Origin of the sequence: Bifidobacterium scardovii JCM 12489 = DSM 13734 (assembly GCF_001042635.1) — a bacterium.
In the GTDB taxonomy this organism is placed as follows: Bacteria; Actinomycetota; Actinomycetes; order Actinomycetales; family Bifidobacteriaceae; genus Bifidobacterium; species Bifidobacterium scardovii.
This window is the reverse complement of sequence record NZ_AP012331.1, coordinates 290,158-309,257: the sequence shown is the minus strand read 5'-3', so window position 1 is coordinate 309,257 and position 19,100 is coordinate 290,158. Positions and strand designations below refer to the sequence as shown.

Genomic DNA, 19,100 nt, shown 5'->3' with positions numbered 1-19,100 from the left:
TACGACCGGGGATGGGTGCTCAATCCGCGAGACAGGAATCAGGGGACATAGGCCATGCGAATGCAAAAACCGCTGGGATACGAAAAAAGGCACTGTCTTTCGACAGTGCCTTGAAGGTGCCCCCTCAGGGATTCGAACCCTGGACACGCTGATTAAGAGTCAGCTGCTCTAACCAACTGAGCTAAAGGGGCGTTGGTCATTTCTTGAGCCGAGTAAGTACTATACTCGGATTCTCTTCGAACTCAAGCCACGGCGTGTCGCCAATGATTCCAAGGGTTTCGTTTCAGCACCCCGACCACCGAACAACCCGAAGTGGCCCATACCGGACCGTCGATACCCGAAAAAAGATGATAAAAAAAGCCCTTCGGCGTGTCGAAACACGCACGAAGGGCAATGCTTAAGCTCAGACTATCGCGGCCATGGCGGCCGCAGTCTGGATGATTCCGGCGAGCCGGAACCGGTGGGTCACTCGGCGACGACCTTCACGAAGAAGGACGCGGTGATCTCCGGGTGCAGGGCGACCTTGGCCGGGAAGTCACCGGTGGTCTTGATGGTCTCGACCTCGATGTTCTTCGGGTTGACGGCGGCCTTGCTGGACAGGGCGATCGCGATCTTCTCGGCGGAGATGCCGCCGAAGAGCTTGCCGGACTCGGAAACCTTGGCGGCGATCTCGATGGTGGTGCCCTCGATGAGCTGCTTGGCGGCGACGGCCTCTTCGCGGGTGGCGACGGCCTTGGCCAGACGGGCGCGCTTCATCGACTCGATCTGAGCGGCGGCACCCTTGGACCACGCGAAGGCGAGGCCCTGCGGGATCAGGTAGTTGCGGGCGTAGCCGGCCTTGACCTCGACGACGTCACCGGAGTGACCGAGGTTGGCGACGGTGGCGGTGAGAATAACCTTGGTATCAGCCATGATTGTCTTTACTCCTCAACTCAGCGACCGGAAGTGGCGTACGGCAGCAAAGCCATCTCGCGGGCGTTCTTGATCGCCTTCGAGATCTCGCGCTGCTCCTGCACGGTCACGCCGGTGATACGGCGGGAACGGATCTTGCCGCGATCGGAGATGAACTTGCGCAGCAGCGCAACGTCCTTGTAATCGATCTCGGTGACCTTGGCGGCCTTCAGCGGATTCGGCTTCTTCTTGAACGGCTTGACCGGCGGTTGCGGCCTCTTGCGGGACATGATGTTCTCCTTACAAACTATGAAATGACGCTTCGTAAATAAGTGCGGCACGCACTGGCGTGCCCGGCTGGGCGCAACGGCCCGGATCAGAACTCGGGCTCGTCGGAACCGCCGAAATCGGAGCTGCCACCGAAGGTGGTGAACCCGTCATTCGACGAGGGCGCGCTCCACGGGTCGGCGGCCGGCGCCTGGGGCGCGGCCGGGGCCTGCTGGGCGGGGGCGCCGCCGGCGTAGCCTGCGCCACCCTGGTATCCGCCGCCGGAGTAGCCGCCGTTGCCGCCGAAGCCCGAGTTGCCAGCGTTCTGGTTGCCGGAGAATCCACCGGCATTGCGGCCGGCGAATCCACCCTGGCCGCTCGACTGGCGAGTCACCTGGGCGGTGGCGTAACGCAGCGACGGGCCGATCTCATCGACCTGCAGCTCCACGACGGTACGGTTCGAACCGTCCTGAGCCTGGTAGCTGCGCTGCTGAAGACGGCCCTGGGCGATCACGCGCATGCCCTTGGACAGGGACTGCGCGCAGTGATCGGCCAGATCGCGCCAGGCGGAACAGCGCAGGAACAACGCATTGCCATCCTCGAACTGGTTGGTGTTGCGGTTGAATGTGCGCGGGGTCGAGGCGATGGTGAAGCTCGCGACGGTTGCGCCGGAGCCGATGGTACGCAGCTCGGGATCGGACGTGAGGTTGCCGATCACGGTGATTATCGTTTCGCCTGCCATGACGTTACCTTCTTACTTACGTATTCAGCGTGACGCTGAGGGAAGCTTTACTTGGCGTCCTTACGAAGGATCTTCGTACGGATCACGGATTCGTTGAGGTTCAGCACACGGTCGAGCTCATCGCTGACAGCGGACTCGCAGGTGTAGTTCACCACGACGTAGTTGCCTTCGGTCTTGCCGGCGATCTCGTAAGCGAGCTTGCGGCGTCCCCAAATATCGGTGTTCTCGACGGAACCACCTTCCTTGGTGACGAGTTCCAGATACTGCTCGGTCAACTTCTTCAGACCGCGCTCATCCAGCTCGGGATCGGCAATGAACATCAGTTCGTACTTATGCGCAGACATCACCCACCTCCTTCGGACTATTCGGCCACGGACGTTCCGTGGCAGGAGTGTGTATACGCGCTGCCCGCATGCGCGCGGGCAACCTGTACAGGCTATCCCAACAGGCCGACAGGAGCGGCATGCGTGTTCATACACCGTCGTTGTTATATTTGAATACGGCTCTTTTTTCTCGTACAACCAGACTTGGGAAGGCGAACTATGTCGGCGATTCTCGAAGGCACCCCGGATAAGCGACTTGCGCTGGTGACAGGCCGCGCATACCCGGAGCTGGCGGCGGAGGTCGCCGAATGCCTGGGCACGCAAGTGCTGGAGACCACCGCCTACGACTTCGCCAACGGCGAGATGTACGTGCGCTACACCGAGCCGGTGCGCGGCGCGGACGTGTTCGTGCTGCAGTGCCACACCGACCCGATCAACAAGTGGATCATGGAGCAGCTGCTCATGATCGACGCGCTCAAGCGCGCCTCCGCGCGGTCGATCACCGTGGTCGCCCCGTTCCTCGGCTATTCGCGCCAGGACAAGAAGCACCTGGGCCGCGAGCCCATCACCGCACGCCTCGTGTTCGATCTCTTCCGCACCGCCGGCGCCGACCGCATGATGACGATCGACCTGCACGCCGCGCAGGAGCAGGGCTTCTTCGACGGTCCGGTCGATCACCTGACCGCGCTGCCGGTGCTGCTCGACTACGTGCGCACCAACGTGCCGATGGAGCACGCCACGATCGTCTCCCCCGACGCCGGGCGCATCAAGGTCTCCGAGCAGTGGGCCGCCAAGCTGGGCAACCTGCCGCTCGCGTTCATCCACAAGACCCGCGACACGACCCGCCCGAACCATGCCACCGCGCACGGCATCATCGGCGAGGTCGAGGGGCGCGACTGCGTGGTCGTCGACGACATGATCGACACGGCCGGCACGATCTGCGAGGCGGTGCGCACGCTGCGCAACGCGGGCGCCGCGTCGGTGACGCTGGTGGCCACGCACGGCCTGCTGTCCGGCCCCGCGATCGAGCGGCTGTCCGGCTGCGGCGCGCGCGAGATCATCGTGACGAACACCGTGCCGGTGCCCGACGAGAAGCGTCTGCAGAACATGACCGTGCTGTCGGTGGCGCCGCTGCTGGCGGCCGGCATCCGTTCCGTGTTCGAATCCCGCTCGGTCACGCACCTGCTGGAGGGGCTGCCCTCCGACATGCGCCCGCGCAATATCTACGCGTGATGCGCCGGCCGATCCGCCGCGGTCCCGCGCCATGCGCGAGAGGCCGCGGCGGTTTGCTATAGACCCTCTGCGGTAAGCTGGCGCTGAAACAGCACACGAATCGTGGAAGGTTTACCCATGGCGGAAAATTCGCAGTATCCGGATCTGGTGATCGTCGGCGCCGGCCTGTTCGGCCTGACGGTCGCGCAGCAGGCGGTGGAGCGCACCGGGGCAAGCGTACGGATCATCGACGTGCGCGACCACATCGGCGGCAATGCCTACTCGTACATGGACGAGGCCACCGGCGCGGAGATCCACAAGTACGGCGCCCACCTGTTCCATACGAGCAACAAGCGCGTGTGGGAGTATGTCAATCGGTTCACCAGCTTCACCGACTACGTGCACCGCGTGTACGCCACGCATGACGGCGAAGTCTACCCGCTGCCGATCAATCTGGGCACGATCAACCAGTTCTTCCGCGCGTCCTACACGCCGGCCGAAGCGAAGAAGCTCATTGAGGAGCAGGCCGGCGAGCTGGCCGGAACGGACCCGGCGAACCTCAACGACAAGGGCATCCAGCTGATCGGGCGCCCGCTGTACGAGGCGTTCATCAAGAACTACACGGGCAAGCAGTGGCAGACCGACCCGGCCGAGCTGCCGGCCGACATCATCAAGCGCCTGCCGGTGCGGTTCAACTACGACAACCGCTACTTCAAGGACACCTGGGAGGGCCTGCCGACCGACGGCTACACCAAGTGGATGGAGCGCATGATCGACGATCCGCGCATCGAGGTGTCGCTTGGCGTGGACTTCTTCGACGAGTCGCAGCCTTTCAACAAGAAGGCGCTGCAGGCGGCCGGCGTGCCGGTCGTGTACACGGGCCCGGTCGACCGCTACTTCGATTACGAGCTGGGCGATCTCAAGTGGCGCACCGTGGACTTCAAGGAAGTGCGCTACGCGGAGGACGACCACTTCGGCTGCCCGGTGATGAACTACTCGGACGCCGACGTGCCCTACACCCGCGCGATCGAGTTCAAGAACTTCAACCCGGAGCGCTACGACTCCCAGAACCACGAGCAGACCGTGGTGTGGGAGGAGTACTCGCGCTTCGCCGAGCGCAGCGACGAGCCGTACTACCCGGTCAACACGGACGCCGACAAGGCGCTGTACGCGCAGTATGCCGCCAAGGCGGCCGCCGAGCCGAAGGTCGTGTTCGGCGGGCGTCTGGGCACGTACAAGTACTACGACATGCACAACGTGATCGATACGGCGCTCACCGCCTTCGACGAGCAGGTGCTGCCGCTGATCGCGAAGTAGGCGCGTTCCGGGGTGTTGAAGCCGGCAGCGGGGGCTGGCGGCTTGGGCGCCTTGGTAAAGTCCGGTCGGATGACCGACTGATCGGCCGGTGCGGGGCGGTTACGTCCGGCACCGGCCGATTGCGCATCAAGGCATGCGGCGCGGATCGGCGCACACGGAGCGGATCCACGCACGCGATACGGATCGACCACGAAAGGCATTATGCAAATCGACATCGTCGCCGTCGGCAAGGTCAAGGAACGGTACCTGCGCGACGCCATCGACGAATACAGCAAGAGACTGAGCCGCTACTGCAAGCTCGACATCATCGAGGTCGCCGACGAGAAGACGCCCGACCATGCCAGCGAGGCCGTCGAACGGCAGATCCGCGGCAAAGAGGGCGAACGCATCGCCAAGCATCTGCGCGACGGGGCGTTTGTGATCGCGCTGGCGATCGACGGCACGATGCTCACCTCGGAGGGGCTGGCCGACAAGATCAACCAGCTGGGATTGCGCGGCGTGAGCCATATCCAGCTGGTGATCGGTGGGTCGATCGGACTGGATGACGCGATTCTGCGCCGTGCGGATTATCGGCTGAGCTTTTCGAAGATGACTTTTCCCCACCAGTTGATGCGGGTGATCCTGCTCGAGCAGATCTATCGCGCATACAAGATCAACGCGCACGAGCCGTACCACAAGTAGGCAGCGGGCCATTCGGAGCATCGGGTTTCGAGCGCCGCCGGACCATCCGGACAGCGAGAAGATCGACCGATCAGCCATGTACAAAACAGGCCACTAGCGCCTCGATGACGTTTACCCTCGAGTTGTCGGTGCGCGGGGTCGGAGCAATGGACCGACAACTCCGTTTTTCCTCGCTTTTTATCGTTCCAAATACGCTTCTCTCGCAGCCCGCGCACCGACAACTCGAGGTTTCCATACCAGAAGGCGAAATTCGAACCGGTTCCGCCCGCTGTTCATCGATTTCCGCCCGCACATTCACCCGTGCAATGCGTGATATTGCGAGGAGTACCGCATCCGCGGCGTTCGGCCCCGCTGCGGCATGGAATCATCCCCTTCGGCGGGGATCGGCGCCGCAACGCCGGCACCCGGGTCATTTCCATTCGCTTCTGGCGGCACGACGACGGTCCTTGTTCCCGAAGCGGGAACGGAGGCATAGGTGCTGCCGCATACTCTGACGGCCGCGGTAACGACAGGACGCATGCGCCCCGTGCTGGCGGGGAAGAAACTGGGCGGCAGAGGCTTGGAATCATCAGGATGCGTGTCATGCTCCGGGGAGGAGACACCGGCCCCTGCCCCATCAGGATCGGCGTATTCGCCATCGGGCACCGGCAGCGGACGAGGCGTCGGAGCCGTCATAACGGTGTAATCGCTGTCGCGCCAAGCACCAGGATCGGGGAGGTACCCGTCATGGTCCGCCTCGCCGCCGGCGTTTTCGAGGCCGCCGGGACTTGCCGCTTCGCCGGTTCCGCCGGATCCATGACGGCCCGCGGCCAAACCATCGCAACCGCGAGTCCGGGCCCGCGCGCGGGCGAATGCTTCGGTATGCGTGCTGTCCGCACCGCTGATGGCACCATCCACAGGAGGATCCATCTCGGGACGGGGAATCAACCGGGTCGGCATCGATTCATCCGCGACGACACCGCCATGCCCCGCACACCCGTCTAACTCTGACATGCCGTCTCCCGGTCCGCACGTATACGTCACACAACTGGTATTGAGCGTAATGCGTCGATACGTCAAGCAGGCAAATTATGTCCTTTTATGCGCAACTTCACCACCGGAGCTCCACTCTTCCCTCAAAATTGGCATGCTCGCGGACCGCTAATGCCACACATCGCCACATGCTGTGCATGCTGTGCATCGGCATGAGGATCGAATATGTCCGCCGACTTGCCACACGACACGCCGACAATACATAAAAACGAACATGCTTTATGTTCGTTTTTGTCATATGCAAACATGGTCATCGCATGCATATTTCACAACGCTTTCCGAACACCCAAGCACTCTACCGCTTGCCACAAACCGAACATTCTCAGTGTTTTTCGCACATACAATCCATGCTAGCTTTAGTCGTGGCGCAATAAGCACCACCAATAACTCCCACAATATATGATTCATTTACCTGTTAGAAATAACATGCAAATGTTCATTTCAACCATGTCTGCGGCAGCGCGGACCGGGAACCGACGTAAGGACACTCTTATGGCAGAAGCAAAGACCATCACCGTCAACACCGCGATGTTCGGACAGGACGCCGACGCGAAAACCGCAGCCGCGAACAAGGTGGCCAAGGAATTCGGCATCAGCGACGAGGCGCTTGCCGCCGTCGAGGATTTCAAAAGCCAGCTGACCTACCACAACGCTTGGGACTTGCCGTTCATGGGTTACGTGAACGAGGAGGGATACGGGTACGCCTATGTGCCCGATCAGGCCATCGCCCCACCGAGCTGGGATGCGCACAAGGCGTTCAAGAACCTGCCGATCGACGTGCAGACCGCCTTTGCGATCCGCATGCTGTTCACGCACCGCGACGTGGACCGCTACGGCGCCAACATGTACCTGCACTACGAGCGCGGGTTCAACGTCCACTTCGAGGGACCGGGATCGAACAACTACTGATCGGCACCGTTCGGCGACGAACGGCGCCCCGCATCGGTTCGCGCCGAACCGCGCCGAAACACGCCGAACCGCACGAACCTCGATCAGAGTCAGACGACCCCCACCCGCCCCGCCTTCGGGCGACAGGCAACCACAAGCGAGTCCGCGTTGAACAACGGCGTTCGGCGTGGACCCATTCTTCCAGTCATTGACGGCCCCGCTCGGCCGAAACAGACCATCCACCCCTTCTCGCGCGCATATGCAACCGTTCCTTTCGCCACCAGTCGAAAAACACCGTGAAACTCTCCGTGAAACGGCGGTACGCGACACGCCACGCGGGCGAATTTTGTTTATCCCATTGATGTGCTATTCTCTACAAATTGTGTGCTGATGCTTTACGCATCAACAGGCACCATGGAGGATTCGCCTAGTGGTCTATGGCGCACGCTTGGAAAGCGTGTTGGTGTAACAGCCTCACGAGTTCGAATCTCGTATCCTCCGCCCTCGCCGGAGGCCTTATTTTTCTAGGGCTTCCGGCTTTTTTGTTCTCTCCGTTTTTCCGTTTGTTGTTATTATTTTGTCGTCGTTCCGTACTTCGCCCCCGCTCTGGGTATTCTCGGGCGTGTCGCGGTGCCTCGTTCTCCAGTCGGGAGAGGGGTTTTCGGCGCTCAGCAAATAGTCGGTGATGTGTGGCACGTACACTTGGGGTTATCGAATGAGCCAACGAAAGGGCATGGGATATGTGCGCAGGTGGACTTAGAACACACCTTACCGAGGCCGACACGGTCAAAGGAGTGGAAGCACTAAGGTCTTGGGGCGTTAGAGATGCACAGTATAGAGAGATAGTGCTTGCCCCTCTTCGTACTGCGATGGAGTATCAGCCTAAGATGGGGACGGGTAGTGCCGTCTCGCTTCCTGACTTCATCGACTTGTACTCGACTGACCCTTTGTATCACTGGATGGGACTCGATAATGAGTTAATGTACCTCGCTGCGAAGGCAGGCGGCGGCCAGACTTCTATCTATAGGCACCTTGGTGACGGCATGGAGCGTCTAGTGCGGCAAATCTTTATAGACGAGTACTGCCTTACGGAAGAAGAAGCGAACTGGGGTTATGTCATTACTGAGGACAACGGTACTCAGACGCATAGGACACTGGATGGCCGTCTTGACCTAGGCATGGTTGGACCTACTGAAAAAGGAGAGGTCTTGGCCGATTGGCTGAACTCCGTGAAAGAGGCACAGGGTACCCAGTTTGATCTGCAAGGGGCGGTATTCGAGATTCGCCAAGGCTACAAGAGCCAAGACAGTAAGCGTGCCAAGGGTGATATAGTTAATGGCTCTCATGCTCTTAATTCGGCCTATCAGATGTTCGTCATGGTGATGAGTATGCAGATACCCAACGCTATACGTAACCGCTATGAACGGTCGAATATCTGCGTAATGACGGGTAATCTACAAGATGATAACCCCCTAACCAGTACCTATGCTTTCTTCAGACAGGTGGTCGGCTACGACCTAGCGGGGTTCTTCGAGAGGAACTCGCAGGTGTTCCGTGATCAGACCCACGCCATTCTCACATCTATTCTGGAGACCCAGTGAAGCAAACTGCCTTACGACAGCGATCTGATTACACATACAAGGCGAACATTAAGGCGGGCCGTCACGGATGGCTCCGCCTTACCCCCGCGTATGGCATTAACCTTGTTTATGGGGAACTTTCCAAGTTGCCCGAAGGCAGCAAGGTTATAGAGCCTTTCTCAGGTAGTGGCACAACTCCGTTAGCTGCATCCGAACTGGGGTTGTCCTGCAATGCACGGGAGATTAACCCGTTCCTCGTATGGTTGGGCAATGCCAAACTGGATTCCTATAGCAAGGAAGAAGACGAAGCCACTATAGAAGCAGCACATTCGGTCATATCCGAGGCTTCTAAATTTGAGGGGCTGGACGACCTATGGGTTCCTCCCATGCACAACATCACTAGGTGGTGGGATCAGGCTTCATTGGAGGCTCTGGCCGCGCTTCGACATGAGATAGATAAGCGAAGCGGCAAGGTGAGAACCCTTCTGGATGTAGCTTTCTGCCGTCTGCTTATAGGACTTAGCGCAGCTGCCTTCAATCACCAGAGCATGTCTTTTAAAGACCAAGAAACCCTCTTTGGGTATTCACGAGAGGATTTTCTCCATAACGTCAGAAGCTATGCAACTGAAGTGAAGGATGTCGTAGCGAAGGCAATGAACGATATCCCTGTAGGGGAAGCCTCCGTGGAGCATGGTGATTCTACGCTACCATTTACTGGATATGAGCCGGCTGATCTAGTAATCACGTCACCGCCGTATGCAAACCGCATGTCGTATATCCGCGAGCTTCGTCCTTACATGTATTGGATGCGCTATCTTACCTCTGGGGAACAGGCCGGAGAGATGGATTGGAGAACCATAGGCGGCACATGGGGCTCGGTTGGCACCAAACTACGTGCTCGTGTCTCTCCGCATGAATCGCCTATTGATGCCACACTCAGTGATGTGTGCGAAAAGATACTTCAGGGAAAGAGTGGAGAAATCCTATCTCCGTATGTATATAAGTATTTTGACGATATGTGGTCACATTTCAAGGCTATTACGCCAGCAGTTAAAGAGGGTGGAAAATTGTGCTATATCGTAGGCAATTCTACATTCTCCGGTATTGAGGTGCCAGCGCATACATGGTATGCGGAGATGATGAAAGCACTCGGGTACCATGATGTTAAGGCCACAGCTATACGTAAACGCAACAGCAACAAGCAGCTTTACGAATATGCAGTGACGGCAACTAAATAGTGAAGTGCGCTTTCTTTAAATCCCTTCTTTTGTCTACTGGCAAGTAATGCGTCTCTCCCGGAGACCGCTATGCTGTACAGCGCCACAATCAAGCGCATCAGGAAGAACCTGTCGCACAGCGTCGAGCAGCCGAGGCCTCCGTTCGGATTCGCCTGCCCGGTGCCGTTCGGCGCTTCCGATGACGATGACGAGGACGACGAGGACTGACCCACCTAGGGTATTCTTCACAAGCAATCTCCCTTGATTCAAGGGAGATTGCTTTTTTATTCCAGCGCCATGAATGGTTGCAGCAGGAACACCCTCCACGGGTATTCCAACCCACCGCGATTCGGCCGTTTCCCCTCACCGACAACCTGCCGGATACATGCCTGTCAGGGCGTGGATTGCAGCGGCTTTCTCCTTCAACCACAAGCTCATACGACGGCATGTCAGGGATGATTCCCCTCACGAAAGCCGTAGTTTCTCATGTTGTTTCGATGACTTGTTTCTTCTTCCATATCACCACCGGTAAGGAGGACAGGTCATGTTGAATCAGGCCAGCAGGAACCGAGCCATGAGTCTCCGCGAACTGGTAGACCAGCCAAGCCGAGAATCCTCCGAAGATGATGGACATAAGCCAGCACCCCGCAGGAGGCATGGAAGGGCTTTCATTCGAGGGAGGGCGGTGCCCGACCCGACGGATGCGCTGTATGACGCCGCAGTGGGTCGCATCACCGTATGGTACGGATACTATTTCGGCGGGGATAACGCCTCGATCAACGATGATTGCAGCTTTCTTAAGCCTCAGGGTATTCAGGAGGACACGAAATGACACAGCTCACCAAGAAGCAACTGGCGATGAGGACATGGGACAGCGACGTGAAGTACAGGTACGCCCAAGGGTACATCCTCTCCGCCCTCAAAGGGAACGAGGACGTTCCCGCATACATCACCGACATCATCCACGGGAAGAGCCCGGACTACTGGCTGTCATCCGACTCCTACGACGCCGAGCTCTTCATCTTCACCGCCATGCAGCCCACCCCATCCGTGCTGTTCTACGTACCGGAACTGGGTGGCATAGTGACTCGCTACCCCCGCTTCCTCGAGGAGTCGGACAAGGTGAGGGAACCCCAGCCGGACGAGGACAAGCCGGAGACGTATGGGCTGGTGAGCTACCCGTTCTACTGACGGATGACCCACGGATTCCCTTTCATACGACTCCTCTATATGGAACCGAACGTGGGTATTACCGGAAGGGAAACCTGTATCTTGTTTCAGCCGTTTCCAATTGTTACGAGTATGTAAATTTTTTGGATTTGCCTATAAGACGCACGGCTTCCACAAACGCCCTCATCGGTGCCGCTCCTGCGCCCATCCGCTTCGCGCCATAATAATAAATTTTCTACTTTTGTCATTTTTAGGTTTTTTTCATCTCAAAGTTAATAACGAAGCTATGTGATAATAAATGATTTTTCAAGTACGGTTTGATACGTGTCCATGGGACTCTGTCAATTTCCGTAATCAAATTTCCGCCTTCACCCTCCGTGGGTATTCAATCCCACGGCTGTGTGTCACAACGAACAACCACCAAGTTAAGAACCCGCCCACCGGCGGGTTTTTTATTGCCCACGTCTCCACACCCTGTAACCCCTCAGGGTATTCAACCACACCCCCACTTCACCCCTTTTAATCGACGTCAACGCCCCCTTGATTAACCCCGACAAGTTTTCTGCAACCCGTCCAATATCCCCTAATGCCTAATCGAGTTTTCTCCCATCTTTCCAGCCTGCGTCCTTGACTCCTGTGTTTCCCATCAGCCCCATCCGGGGTATTCACCTTGATTTATTTAGGAGAACTAATGCTCATAAAGAGAATACGAGCGGCATTGACCCTCATACTGGCTTTCGCCACCCTCGGGGTATTCACCCCGACAGCCAACGCCGGTGGCATGGGCTACGATTACGATCTGAACATCAAGCCCGACTTCATCTGTGAAAGCCCGTCAGTCCAAGCGGACATCACGCTAAGCGGCTGGTCAAACACCATGTATTTCATGATTACGGCCTACTGGCAGCCCAATACTGCTTCCACCACCTCCACCACCAAGGGTATTGAGGACGATTTCAACCCTGACACAGCCCAGCCATTGTCGCACTCATACTCATGGCAGGAACCGGATACCACACCGGTAAGGCTGGAGCCCACGAAGGAGCAGATGGAAAGCTGGGGGAACGACCCAACGAGCCATCCGGTATTGGAGACACCCACATACTATCTGTCCGCAGACATGAAGCAAGGCAGGGTATTCTTCAAGGCCGAACTCCACGAGCGCAAGGCCGACGGTTCGGATTCGCTCATAATGTCCAAAATGGCCTCCCAGCGAATAAGCGACCCATGCTGCCATCCAGGAGGCGCAGCCGTAGTGCCCTACGAGGTGGGTATTAAGTCCACAGCCCCTAAGTCCTTCAAGAAAGGCGAGGAGATCACCGACACCATCACGACGTTCAAGCCCGAGAACTCCGGCAGCATTGACTGGAACCCCATCAAGTTGGAGCAGGACGACTGGAAAAGCTACGGGTATTCGGACGACGACCTTCAGTCCGTGAACGCGACCTACTCCAACGGAAGCAAGTGCGTGCCGGACGCGGACAACCCGGGTATCGGCACGCAGCAGCAAACCACCTACGTCGAGACCCCTCAGCCAATAAAAGTAACGGGCTACCTGTTCAAGGGCACTAAGGACACGTTCAAGGAGCAGATTTCCCCTGACGCCAAGGAGCCCGTGGCCGATTACATCAACCGTCTGAAGAAGGTGGCAGGAGAACCCATCGCCACGGTGAGCCTGTTCACCGCCGGATTCGGCAAGTCCTATACAGTCAGCTCGGGTATTCAGTCGCCCGCCGATGGAACATACGTGAACTGGGTGTGGACGGTAACGCAGGCTGACCAGCCCACATATCAGGTTGACGGCAAGACGTACCACATGGTGATTTTGAGAAGGGATTTCGCCGAGCCGTTCGGGTTGCCCGAGCAAACCAGCGAATTACCCAAGGAGCAGACCCCGGTCACCATCACAAGCAACGCCTCCAAGCCCACGGTCACCATTGGCTCCGAAATCCATGACACGCTCCACATCAAGGGCCTGCCCACCGACTTCGGGCAGTTCAAGGGTATTCCAAGCAACCCAGACATGCTTGCCGACGCCACCAAGTTCAAGGTGAGCGTGTGGTGGTACGATCAGCCATTCGATGAGAAGTATAACGGCGTCGTGATCGAGAACGGCGTCATCCCCGTCATGCAGGAGGACGACCACCACAAGAAGGTGGCATCCAACGAGTATGACCTGCTCCCGTTAATCAAGGACAAGAAGAACTTCGACGGCTCCCTTGATTTTCAGGTCTACGGCAAGGATGGCATAGCCACCGTCAACGGGGAACATCCCACCGTCAAGGCATCCAAGGCCGGGTATTACGTGTTCGTGGCGCTCATGGACTACGACTACATCGGCACGCCGAGGATTAGGTGGGTGAACTCCGACAACAAGAAGATTCTCTGGACTTCCCCCAACGACAAGGCCGAGACAGTGGAAGTCAAGGAGATTCCGCCGACCCTCACCACGAAGGTATCTTCCTCCACGGTCTACCAAGGCGGGGTATTCCATGACACGGCTACGCTCACAGGCACCATCCCGGAGGGCAGCTACCTAGAGTTTGTCGCATACCAGCCCCAGTCCGGCAAGTTCGATAAGTCCACGGCCAAGCCCCTGTCCGGTTTCCCGCAGAAGATTCCTCTCACCGCAGAACAAATAACTGCCGCCTCCCAGTCCAAGGGTATTCAGGTAAACAGCAACAGCACCTCCACCACGACAGCGGGGAACGTGTACTGGCAAGCCACCCTCAAAGACAAGGACAACAACGTTCTGGCCACCCACGATGTGGGTATTCCCGAGGAGACCGTCACCGTCAAGCAGCGTATCGGCAATCTGCCCGTCACCGGCGTCAACACGTTCGATATGGTGCTGGCGGCTATCTGGGCGGCTGTCTGCGGTATCGGCTCGATCATCGCCCGCAGACTGGGCATGAAGGGCTAGCCTAGTGGAACCCCTGCGGCGCAGAACGTCTGCCCGCGCAGCGCTGGTCGGGAAGCCTCTTCTTTATTGTCGGAGGGGCTTCCTTACTCCCTCTGCAATCGGGGTTCTCCTAACCTGGTAGTTGCTACAGACCGCATCCCTGACACCACTCCCCTCACGGGGAGAGGGATGCGGTCTTTTCTATTCCCCTGATGGCGTCCGTTCCGCCAGTCCCCGTCATCAACAAGGTTGTTGGTGGGTGGAAGCCGTTGTGGTCTTGAATCGCCCGCAACAGCTTTCATCTCCTAGTATTGATTAATTGATTACACTGCCCCGCCAGTCCCGCATAGCTGGCGGGGTTTCTCATACCCAGCGGGGTATTCGGCCCTCCCTCTGCCAGCCTGTTCGCATTGGTTCGGAAGTATTGGCGCATCCCGTCCACAGGCCATGCAACAAGCACCCACACTTCCAGCCGAAAGCCACTGTCACCAGCCCATGAGGACGGCTTTCCCAGTGAAGGGACGTTCCCCCGTACCGTCCAAGCCATGACCCCGCCACCGGATGCCGTGGCCTCTTCCTCCACTGCCTGAGGCTCCTAGGGTATTCATGGCGTTCTGACTGGATCGGAAGTATTGTTTTTAGATCGGAAGTATTGGCGCTCCCCACCCACAAGCCCCAACGCAAGACGATTGCACAAGTGCAGTTAGCCTGTTTCCGCCCAGTCCATTGCCGAGCCTCGAAGCGTGCGACTTGTATACGATCCCATCCAGCAGGCTGGGTATTCACCCCGACCCGTCATGACGCCCGAACCCTGCCTGCGGCCTGTATTGAGCCTCCAATAATTAGTTCGGAAGTATTCAACTTTACATAGGAAGAATCATTAACTGGTTCCGAACAATCACTTTTTACATCGGAAGTATCCACCGGTTTCCCTCACCCAGCCCAAGGCTGTTCCCACCTAAACTCCCATAATTCCACCGGAAACGATTCGTTCCAGTCGTATATGTTCCCGCCGATCAACCTGCCGTCCGACATGATTCGATTCCGTGCCCGACCCCACCAGACAGCGGGTATTCCCCCACCGCCCGTCCGATGCCGATGCCGAGAATTTTAGTTCGGAAGTATTCAACTTTACATAGGAAGAATCATTAACTGGTTCCGAACAATCACTTTTTACATCGGAAGTATTCACCCGCCGCTTCCACCGCGGGCAGGCCACCCAGCAAGCCGTCCGTCACCTGCCGATGAGGACTCTCCCGTCCCCACCAACGGCACCGCCATCCTCGACCGGCTTCCCCACGCCAAACCCACCAAGGGTATTCCCCGCCACGGGTTTCCACCGCCGACCTTCAGCACGCCTCCGTTTTCCCACCGTCTTGAAACTGGTTCCGAAGTATTCCACCGCCTCAAGTGGACGACGCTTCATCCGGCCTGTCGATCACGCTTTTCCGGCGTTCCGCATGCCGTTTCGCGCCGGTTTCCCCTCAAGATTTTGGGTAGGCTATGGCGCTTTTCTTGGGTAGGCCGCTTACCCTTATTTTCTGTCCTCGCCCTCCTGCGCGGCCTTTTATGCCTTGTGCCGCCTAGGGCGTGCGTTTCGCTCCGAACTGCTTTGGGTGTTTTGGTTGGGTAGGTTCTCGGGTATTCCGCCCGCCCTTGTCCGCCGCGTCCGCAAGACGAGACGCCAACCGGAAACCCACCGGCCAACCGCAGTCCGCTCACCGATTTTTCCTCACCGGTTCACCGGTTTTTTCTCACGACAAAAACGATTCCCGACCGGTTTCCCGCTTTCCCCACCGCCGAAAAACCGTGATTCCCATAAACCGGTCGAAAACCCGAACACGGAACCCGACCCCCCAATCCAACCGCAATCCCCCGTCATACCCGGTCGAAACGCCTGAACCAACCCCCCCCTCACCGTCTCCCGCGAATGCCCCCTTATTCCTGCCTCATCAGCGGGAGGAAACGGTGAACCCGATGACCCGTTCCACGAATCCTTCCACGATTCACAGCCCGTTCCGATGAAGACCTCGCGTCGCCCACACCGCTCCTAAAATAACCGCTTTCTCAACGGAGTCGCTTTGTGTGCGTTCGTGATGCTTTTCTCATGCATTCCTGATGCTTTTTTGCGCGTTTCTGATGCTTTTTATGTGCGGTTGAAACCCCTCCGAAGGGGTATTTACGACAGTTGGGGAAGTCAATCAGGGAAGTTTATTTGGGAAAAGTCTATTTGGGAAGTTTATTTGGGCGAGCACATGGACACAGAAATCCTATTCGGGACATAGGAAGGGGACAAAAACGACCAGAAGGGTCGCCAGTGCCGATTTCAGGCATAAAAAAGGAGGCGCTTCCACGCCTCCCGAAGAACGCCTACCAGTTTTCAGTTTTGTCTTTTCCAAAAATCGCAAGCGCTAAACGGAAAGAGCTTTCCTCTTCCCTTGCTCTCTTGGAACCGGGCTTCGCCGGTCGGCGGGATTTCCACTTCTTTTCCTTGAGCACGTCTAGCCTGCCGGGGTATTTATCCGCTCTCCGCTTGGAGTCCGGCCGCTCTGGGTAGACCAGCTCCACCTCATCGATAAGGTAAAGTCGGGAGCCACCCAGCTTCACTGAGGTGAACCCGACATTAGTCGAATAGGGGTGCCTGTGATAGCGGTAGAGGGTTTTCGCTGAGACCTTGTAGAACCGGGCAAGGTCAGCCGCCTTCGCCCATATCGGGTATCCATCAATGGCATGACCGATTTCCGCGGACATGTTGAAGTCATAGATGTCTTCTATGACGCAAGGAAGGTATGCCCAGAAAAACAGCCGCGCGTCCACTATAGTGCGCGGTCTCGGATGCGGCAGGCACGAATCCAGAAAGGCGTTGATGGCTTCATCAACCATTTCGTCAATCTGACTATAATCATCGAGCTTTTTGATCGTTTCAGGATTTTCTTCCATGAAGCGTTCACGCTCGGTATCGTGGAAATTATCAATGATCATCGCTCGCAGTTTCTGCTCGTCTTGGAAGAGACGACGAACGGTCTCCATGTTCAGGCCGATGTACCTAGCCAATTTACGGTATGAGGTTCTGTAATTCTTCCTATCCTTAAAGCAATCCAACAGCATGGTCGGAACTCATTCCTGAGCTGCTCACGGCCACCCTGTGTGACTCGTTGCGGGCTCAGGGGCTAACCCACCCGCAACGAGTTGTCCGCATAGAAACCGTGCTCCCGCACTCTGAAACAGACCCGCGCACAAGAATCTTCACACCGCGCACACATTTCAAACCGCCCGCATACTTTCGAAAACCCGTGGCCATAAATCCCTTTTATGACCGCATAAATCAGATTTATGACCCCACACGCTCCGAAACGGCAACCAATAGAAAAGACCCCACCGGGATAATCCCAGTGGGGTCACGTCAGGCACGAAGAGGGTATTCCGTCACTCCTTCTTCTCAGCGCCAAGCTCAGCCAGTTGTTCGGACAGCCGCCTGTTCTCTTCCAACAGTTGCTTCACCATGGAAGTAAGGTCTTCGCCATCCTGCTTCGGGTTCTCGCCACGCATGACCTTGTCGAGCGCATCCGCGATCTGCTGCTGCCTGTCCAACGTCGAATGAGCGTAATGCAAGGCCATGGTCGGCGTAGTCCAGCCACCACGCTTCTGCAAATCGGCAACCGTGGCGACACCGGTCTGGATGGCGAACGTGTTGCCCGTATGCCTAAGGTCATGGAACCGCAACTCCGGGCAACCGGCCTGTTTCCTAGCCTCAATGAATGGCTTTTCAATCTCACTCTGGTGGAGATAATTCCCAGTGCTGGTGCAGAACAGCAGTGCGTCCTTGTCCTTGCCGACATGCCTCTTCATATGTTCTTGGATTTCGGGTATTAACGCCGATGGGATGGCTACCACACGGTTGCCGGCGGCGGTCTTGGGCGTGGATTCCACGAAACCATGCTGTTTGGTGTATGTCACGTTGTGTTGGATATGCACAGTCCGCTTCTTCAGGCCGAAGTCGCTCTTCCGCAACGCCCTGACCTCTCCCGATCTCAGTGACAGCCAAGCCGCCAGCAGGACGGCAAGCCGGTATTTGCCGGGCATAGCGTCCGCCAGCTTTGCCACCTGTTCCGGCGTCGCCACCGGACGCTCCCCACCGGCATGCTTCGCCCCACCTTTAATCTGGCAAGGGTTATAGGTAAGAACCGGATTCGGTGGAGTACAGGCCACATCAAGTATCTGCTTGAGCAGACCGTAGGCGTTGCCTCGGGCACTCGGGGTATTCCCCATGTCGTCGTACCACTCGCCCACATCATCCACGCTAACCTCATTCAAAGGTGTCTCGCAGAACGTCGGCAATATGTAAGTGTCGAGCAGCTGCCTGTAGGTCTGCTCCGTCCTAGGCTTCCACCGATTGACGTTCCGCTCGAACCATCGCTCCGCGTAATCGCCAAACGTCATCTTGCGGGAGCGCTCCACCTCCCTCTCCTCAAGGGCGGCCTTCGCCCTCACGTTGGGATGAGTCCACTGCCCCGAGCTGATGAGCTTGTGCTCAGCGTCCAGCCACTGCCGGGCGTCCATCTTGTAGTCGAACGCATGCGGTGCCTTTATCCGCTCCTCTTTATCAAAGGGGTTGAGATATGAGGCGTAGTATACCCACCGCTTGCCGCCGTTTATTCGATCTTTGACCTGTGCTTTCCTCAGCCAGCCGAAACCGCTGGCACCTTTCGTCTTGGCCATGTTGACTTCCTTAACCGGAACCCGCCGCACCACTTTGCCTGCGAGGTTCGGGTAAGCCAAGCATACTCTCGTTGTTATTATTTTGTTATTAGTCTGACCCAAACCGTCGGAAATGTCCCTTACTGACTTTTTCACGACTCCCCAAGAAAGGCTTAAATC

The 19,100-nt window shown here is 57.5% G+C and carries 16 protein-coding genes and 2 tRNA genes; 10 read left to right on the top strand and 8 right to left on the bottom strand.

What is annotated here, in order from left to right; translation table 11 throughout:
• Window positions 1-117 precede the first annotated feature (117 nt).
• The 5 genes from BBSC_RS01195 to rpsF all read right to left on the bottom strand — a co-directional run bounded on the left by BBSC_RS01195 (window position 118) and on the right by rpsF (window position 2,244).
• Window positions 118-191 (bottom strand) — tRNA-Lys (locus tag BBSC_RS01195).
• Window positions 192-465: 274 nt separating this feature from the next.
• Window positions 466-912, bottom strand: coding sequence for a 50S ribosomal protein L9 (gene rplI / locus BBSC_RS01190; RefSeq protein WP_033516724.1), 447 nt, complete (start codon window positions 910-912; stop codon window positions 466-468).
• A gap of 20 nt (window positions 913-932) precedes the next feature.
• Window positions 933-1,181, bottom strand: a complete 249-nt coding sequence (rpsR, locus tag BBSC_RS01185) for a 30S ribosomal protein S18 (RefSeq protein WP_003810112.1) — start codon at window positions 1,179-1,181, stop codon at window positions 933-935.
• 86 nt (window positions 1,182-1,267) lie between these two features.
• Window positions 1,268-1,900, bottom strand: coding sequence for a single-stranded DNA-binding protein (locus BBSC_RS01180; protein WP_033516726.1), 633 nt, complete (start codon window positions 1,898-1,900; stop codon window positions 1,268-1,270).
• A gap of 47 nt (window positions 1,901-1,947) precedes the next feature.
• Window positions 1,948-2,244: a 30S ribosomal protein S6 gene (gene rpsF, locus BBSC_RS01175; protein WP_033516727.1), complete on the bottom strand. Its 297-nt coding sequence runs from the start codon at window positions 2,242-2,244 to the stop codon at window positions 1,948-1,950.
• Window positions 2,245-2,442: 198 nt separating this feature from the next.
• Between rpsF and BBSC_RS01170 the strand changes: the two genes are divergently transcribed.
• From BBSC_RS01170 to BBSC_RS13845, 8 genes are all read left to right on the top strand, one after another.
• A complete protein-coding gene (locus tag BBSC_RS01170; RefSeq protein ID WP_033516734.1) occupies window positions 2,443-3,456 on the top strand; it encodes a ribose-phosphate diphosphokinase in 1,014 nt (337 codons plus the stop codon).
• A 117-nt stretch (window positions 3,457-3,573) separates the two neighbouring features.
• On the top strand, window positions 3,574-4,752 hold the full coding sequence (gene glf, locus BBSC_RS01165) for a UDP-galactopyranose mutase (protein ID WP_033516736.1): 1,179 nt from the start codon (window positions 3,574-3,576) through the stop codon (window positions 4,750-4,752).
• Between the two features lie 201 nt (window positions 4,753-4,953).
• Window positions 4,954-5,433, top strand: a complete 480-nt coding sequence (gene rlmH / locus BBSC_RS01160; protein WP_033516738.1) for a 23S rRNA (pseudouridine(1915)-N(3))-methyltransferase RlmH — start codon at window positions 4,954-4,956, stop codon at window positions 5,431-5,433.
• 1,524 nt (window positions 5,434-6,957) lie between these two features.
• Window positions 6,958-7,374, top strand: coding sequence for a hypothetical protein (locus tag BBSC_RS01150; protein WP_033516742.1), 417 nt, complete (start codon window positions 6,958-6,960; stop codon window positions 7,372-7,374).
• 395 nt (window positions 7,375-7,769) lie between these two features.
• Window positions 7,770-7,854, top strand: a tRNA-Ser gene (locus BBSC_RS01145).
• Window positions 7,855-8,240: 386 nt separating this feature from the next.
• The gene (locus tag BBSC_RS01140; RefSeq protein ID WP_033516743.1) at window positions 8,241-8,954 is read left to right on the top strand and encodes a hypothetical protein; all 714 of its coding nucleotides are present in this window, start codon (window positions 8,241-8,243) and stop codon (window positions 8,952-8,954) included.
• Window positions 8,951-10,171, top strand: a complete 1,221-nt coding sequence (locus BBSC_RS13090; RefSeq protein WP_081892958.1) for a hypothetical protein — start codon at window positions 8,951-8,953, stop codon at window positions 10,169-10,171. The genes BBSC_RS01140 and BBSC_RS13090 overlap by 4 nt, the downstream gene beginning before the upstream one ends.
• A gap of 69 nt (window positions 10,172-10,240) precedes the next feature.
• Entirely contained in the window at window positions 10,241-10,378 is a 138-nt protein-coding gene (locus tag BBSC_RS13845) for a hypothetical protein (protein WP_156102376.1), read from the top strand.
• A 256-nt stretch (window positions 10,379-10,634) separates the two neighbouring features.
• Here the strand turns inward: BBSC_RS13845 and BBSC_RS13840 are convergent, their stop codons facing one another.
• On the bottom strand, window positions 10,635-10,784 hold the full coding sequence (locus BBSC_RS13840) for a hypothetical protein (protein WP_156102377.1): 150 nt from the start codon (window positions 10,782-10,784) through the stop codon (window positions 10,635-10,637).
• A 224-nt stretch (window positions 10,785-11,008) separates the two neighbouring features.
• Between BBSC_RS13840 and BBSC_RS01135 the strand changes: the two genes are divergently transcribed.
• Complete coding sequence (locus BBSC_RS01135; RefSeq protein ID WP_144414383.1) at window positions 11,009-11,341, top strand: hypothetical protein; 333 nt, start codon at window positions 11,009-11,011, stop codon at window positions 11,339-11,341.
• A gap of 670 nt (window positions 11,342-12,011) precedes the next feature.
• On the top strand, window positions 12,012-14,243 hold the full coding sequence (locus BBSC_RS01130; protein ID WP_033516746.1) for a hypothetical protein: 2,232 nt from the start codon (window positions 12,012-12,014) through the stop codon (window positions 14,241-14,243).
• A 2,349-nt stretch (window positions 14,244-16,592) separates the two neighbouring features.
• Here BBSC_RS01130 and BBSC_RS01125 read toward each other — a convergent pair.
• Window positions 16,593-17,330: a hypothetical protein gene (locus tag BBSC_RS01125; protein ID WP_033516748.1), complete on the bottom strand. Its 738-nt coding sequence runs from the start codon at window positions 17,328-17,330 to the stop codon at window positions 16,593-16,595.
• 318 nt (window positions 17,331-17,648) lie between these two features.
• Window positions 17,649-18,941: a tyrosine-type recombinase/integrase gene (locus BBSC_RS01120; protein WP_051923207.1), complete on the bottom strand. Its 1,293-nt coding sequence runs from the start codon at window positions 18,939-18,941 to the stop codon at window positions 17,649-17,651.
• Between the last annotated feature and the right edge of the window lie 159 nt (window positions 18,942-19,100).

Excerpts from the sequence above, each read along its gene's own strand:
- rplI (WP_033516724.1), bottom strand. The coding sequence starts at position 912 with ATGGCTGATACCAAGGTTATTCTCACCGCCACCGTCGCCAACCTCGGT.
- rpsR (WP_003810112.1), bottom strand. The coding sequence starts at position 1,181 with ATGTCCCGCAAGAGGCCGCAACCGCCGGTCAAGCCGTTCAAGAAGAAG.
- BBSC_RS01180 (WP_033516726.1), bottom strand. The coding sequence starts at position 1,900 with ATGGCAGGCGAAACGATAATCACCGTGATCGGCAACCTCACGTCCGAT.
- rpsF (WP_033516727.1), bottom strand. The coding sequence starts at position 2,244 with ATGTCTGCGCATAAGTACGAACTGATGTTCATTGCCGATCCCGAGCTG.
- BBSC_RS01170 (WP_033516734.1), top strand. The coding sequence starts at position 2,443 with ATGTCGGCGATTCTCGAAGGCACCCCGGATAAGCGACTTGCGCTGGTG.
- glf (WP_033516736.1), top strand. The coding sequence starts at position 3,574 with ATGGCGGAAAATTCGCAGTATCCGGATCTGGTGATCGTCGGCGCCGGC.
- rlmH (WP_033516738.1), top strand. The coding sequence starts at position 4,954 with ATGCAAATCGACATCGTCGCCGTCGGCAAGGTCAAGGAACGGTACCTG.
- BBSC_RS01150 (WP_033516742.1), top strand. The coding sequence starts at position 6,958 with ATGGCAGAAGCAAAGACCATCACCGTCAACACCGCGATGTTCGGACAG.
- BBSC_RS01140 (WP_033516743.1), top strand. The coding sequence starts at position 8,241 with ATGGGGACGGGTAGTGCCGTCTCGCTTCCTGACTTCATCGACTTGTAC.
- BBSC_RS13845 (WP_156102376.1), top strand. The coding sequence starts at position 10,241 with ATGCTGTACAGCGCCACAATCAAGCGCATCAGGAAGAACCTGTCGCAC.
- BBSC_RS13840 (WP_156102377.1), bottom strand. The coding sequence starts at position 10,784 with ATGTCCATCATCTTCGGAGGATTCTCGGCTTGGCTGGTCTACCAGTTC.
- BBSC_RS01135 (WP_144414383.1), top strand. The coding sequence starts at position 11,009 with ATGAGGACATGGGACAGCGACGTGAAGTACAGGTACGCCCAAGGGTAC.
- BBSC_RS01130 (WP_033516746.1), top strand. The coding sequence starts at position 12,012 with ATGCTCATAAAGAGAATACGAGCGGCATTGACCCTCATACTGGCTTTC.
- BBSC_RS01125 (WP_033516748.1), bottom strand. The coding sequence starts at position 17,330 with ATGCTGTTGGATTGCTTTAAGGATAGGAAGAATTACAGAACCTCATAC.
- BBSC_RS01120 (WP_051923207.1), bottom strand. The coding sequence starts at position 18,941 with ATGGCCAAGACGAAAGGTGCCAGCGGTTTCGGCTGGCTGAGGAAAGCA.